Raw genomic sequence first — 2,762 nt, forward strand, 5'->3', positions numbered from 1 at the left:
AGGCTGAATGGGAGAGAGCAGCTAGAGATGATAAGCAGAATCAACCCTACGGTTATGGGAATGATCCTGTTTTCCTTTCTGACTATGCTTGGTATCGTCAAAACTCGTCAACCATGCAGCGTGTGGTCGCTGACCGAAAGCCAAACGACCTAGGTGTATTCGATATGCACGGTAACGTTTGGGAGTGGGTGTACGATAAATTTGGTCTTTATAATCCAGAAGAACTGGTAGACCCTACCGGGCCATTAGAAGGAGAATACCGCGTGATGAGAGGTGGATCTCGTCTCAGTCCACCTGAATATCTACGCTCAGGGATGCGACGTGACGCCTCACCTCAGAGTACATGGATGGACGTTGGGTTCCGTTGCGCTGCGAGCGCTGAATTTACAACTGCTGCGACTGATCGAGCAAAGTGATTTCCCACTTTCCTTGGTAGATTGGTGGTTCCCAAATTTAAATTTTATTTTGATCAATTTGTTGAATCATGCAGCCTCCAATCCGCCATTCTCCTGAATTCTGCTGTTCCATCTGGTAGAATGCTTGGAAAGTGAAGCCATTCAAATCAGTCAACTGAACCAATTGAACTTTCACCCCAAAATGTTCTCGTAGAACCTGGTATTCCACTTGAGTTGGTTGTCTCAGAACATTATACCCGTTCATGACCATCTGCATAAAAATCGAAGAATTTGGAAATTGCCGTTGAATGCCTGGTGTTGCAAAAGAGTAGGCCTTCTCCGCATCTCCGCTCCGGAATGCTTCCAATTGAGCATCAATTACAGCCATAATTCTTTCTTTATCCTGGCTCTCCTCAGTTGGCTGGTCTTCAGCCCAAGTTAATCCAGAAATCAAAAAACACGAGAGTAGACCTAGCATAAGGTGCTTGAACATCATCCCTCCAATCAGACAAGTTTATTATATGATAAGAAACGTGGTATGAAATGAGACAATACCCACTTCATTCTTTAATATTTCTTACGAATTTGACTGTACTTTCTAACAACCCACAGTTTTCCATGTTTTAGACCAAAGACCATGAATGATTCAGCAAAACGTGTAGCAATCGTTGGCTCAGGGCCTGCGGCATTTTATTCAGCAATGGAACTTCTCCGCCATGATGATCCCATGGTTTCGGTTGATATGCTAGAGCGATTACCTACCCCTTATGGACTAGTCCGTGGTGGTGTTGCTCCAGATCATGAGAAAATCAAGTCTGTCACAAAAATTTTTGAAAGAGCGGCTGGACACCCAAGATTCCGCTTCTTTGGAAATGTAGAATTTGGCAAAGACATCCAGCGGTTTGAATTGCTTCAACGCTATCACGCTGTGATTTACGCATTTGGAAGCAGCACAGACCGCCATTTAAACATCATTGGGGAGACTCTCCAAGGGAGTCACGCAGCCACAGAATTTGTTGGATGGTATAACGGACACCCCAACTACCGTCATCACCAATTTGATCTTACTTCGAAACGAGTGGCGATCATTGGAATGGGGAATGTAGCCATCGACTGTGCAAGAATTCTTTGCCAAGATCCTGAAAATCTAGCAAAGACTGACATTGCTCAGCATGCCCTTGAAGCCTTGCGACAAAGTCAGGTTGAAGAAGTCTTTCTGATTGGTCGTCGTGGACCAGTCCAAGCTGCGTTTACCCCTGCTGAGGTTCGCGAGTTACTTCATTTACCAAAAGTCGATGCTGTGATGCGAGCATCTGATCTGGAGCTTGATGACCACAGCAAGGAAGAACTATCAAAGGCTTCTCGAAATACCAAACTCAACATGGAGATCCTTCAGCAAATTCATGATCAAGGAGATAGAGGGAACCCACGCAAGTTACATCTTTGTTTTCTCATCTCTCCAACAAAAATCGAGGGTTCTGAAAGGGTTGAAGGACTGGAATTGGTCCACAATGAAATTGTCAAAGAGGGCGGAATTCTTAAGGCAAAAGCCACAGATGAAGTGATGCACCTAAACGTGGATATGGTTTTTCGCTCGATTGGTTACATGGGTGAAGCGATTCCTGGATTGCCCTTTGATGATCGGAGAGGAACCATACCTAACGACCATGGCCAGTTGCTGGGTGAGGTGGATGGCAAGTTACTTAATCAGGAATATACAGCTGGATGGATCAAGCGCGGTCCAAGCGGTGTCATTGGAACCAATAAACAAGATGCAATGGAGACCGTCAGCCGACTCAAACGAAATTGGCAGACCAGTCAAACATCAGAACCAAAATTAGTTCAACATGATTTGCTGGATCTTCTTAAGGAGAAAAAAATCCAATTCGTTAGTTTTGAAGATTGGAAAAAACTGGACAAATTTGAGATTGAACAAGGGCAGCAGAATAGAAAATCTCGTCAAAAAATTTGTGAAGTCCAAGAAATGTTGGATCTGATCCAAAGCACTTAGCCAGCCCTTGCTTTTTCGAAAAGAAGAATTAATCTAGTTGATTCCTCCTTGATAATCCTTCGCAAAGAGGCAGAGTAGCTCAGCTGGTTAGAGCGTGCGATTCATAATCGCAAGGTCGGGAGTTCAAGTCTCCCCTCTGCTACCAAATCACCACTTTACTTGCAATTCACTCTTTTTACTTTGATCGACCTCTAGCTCATGATTTCACTGGCCTAGAAGGTGATTCCAGCTGCCTTTCGCTTACTTCCGATTCACTCGAATTACCCTGCCTGATTCGGCTGTTGCCCACGTATGTGCCCACGTAAAACTCAACTGGATTCCGAGAGTTTGTGCGGTTCTGAAGCAAATTTGAATTC

At 44.5% G+C, this 2,762-nt stretch carries 3 protein-coding genes and 1 tRNA gene; 3 read left to right on the forward strand and 1 reads right to left on the reverse strand.

Translation table 11 applies throughout. From position 1 onward, the window contains the following. Positions 1-416, forward strand: a 416-nt coding sequence (locus tag P8O70_14025; GenBank protein MDG2197976.1) for an SUMF1/EgtB/PvdO family nonheme iron enzyme, incomplete at its 5' end; no start/stop codon positions are given. 37 nt (positions 417-453) lie between these two features. Here P8O70_14025 and P8O70_14030 read toward each other — a convergent pair. Beyond that, a complete protein-coding gene (locus P8O70_14030) occupies positions 454-891 on the reverse strand; it encodes a DUF4864 domain-containing protein (protein ID MDG2197977.1) in 438 nt (145 codons plus the stop codon). 141 nt (positions 892-1,032) lie between these two features. On the opposite strand from P8O70_14030, the gene P8O70_14035 reads away from it, so the two are divergent. Both P8O70_14035 and P8O70_14040 read left to right on the forward strand, forming a co-directional pair. Beyond that, entirely contained in the window at positions 1,033-2,406 is a 1,374-nt protein-coding gene (locus P8O70_14035; GenBank protein MDG2197978.1) for an FAD-dependent oxidoreductase, read from the forward strand. Between the two features lie 68 nt (positions 2,407-2,474). Then, positions 2,475-2,551: transfer RNA gene (locus P8O70_14040), tRNA-Met, on the forward strand. Positions 2,552-2,762: the final 211 nt, after the last annotated feature.

The sequence above is a fragment of the SAR324 cluster bacterium genome, from assembly GCA_029245725.1.
Classification (GTDB): Bacteria; SAR324; SAR324; order SAR324; family NAC60-12; genus JCVI-SCAAA005.

What these genes read in the sequence shown, in the direction of transcription:
- P8O70_14035 (MDG2197978.1), top strand. Translation starts at nt 1,033, where the DNA reads ATGAATGATTCAGCAAAACGTGTAGCAATCGTTGGCTCAGGGCCTGCG.
- P8O70_14030 (MDG2197977.1), bottom strand. Translation starts at nt 891, where the DNA reads ATGATGTTCAAGCACCTTATGCTAGGTCTACTCTCGTGTTTTTTGATT.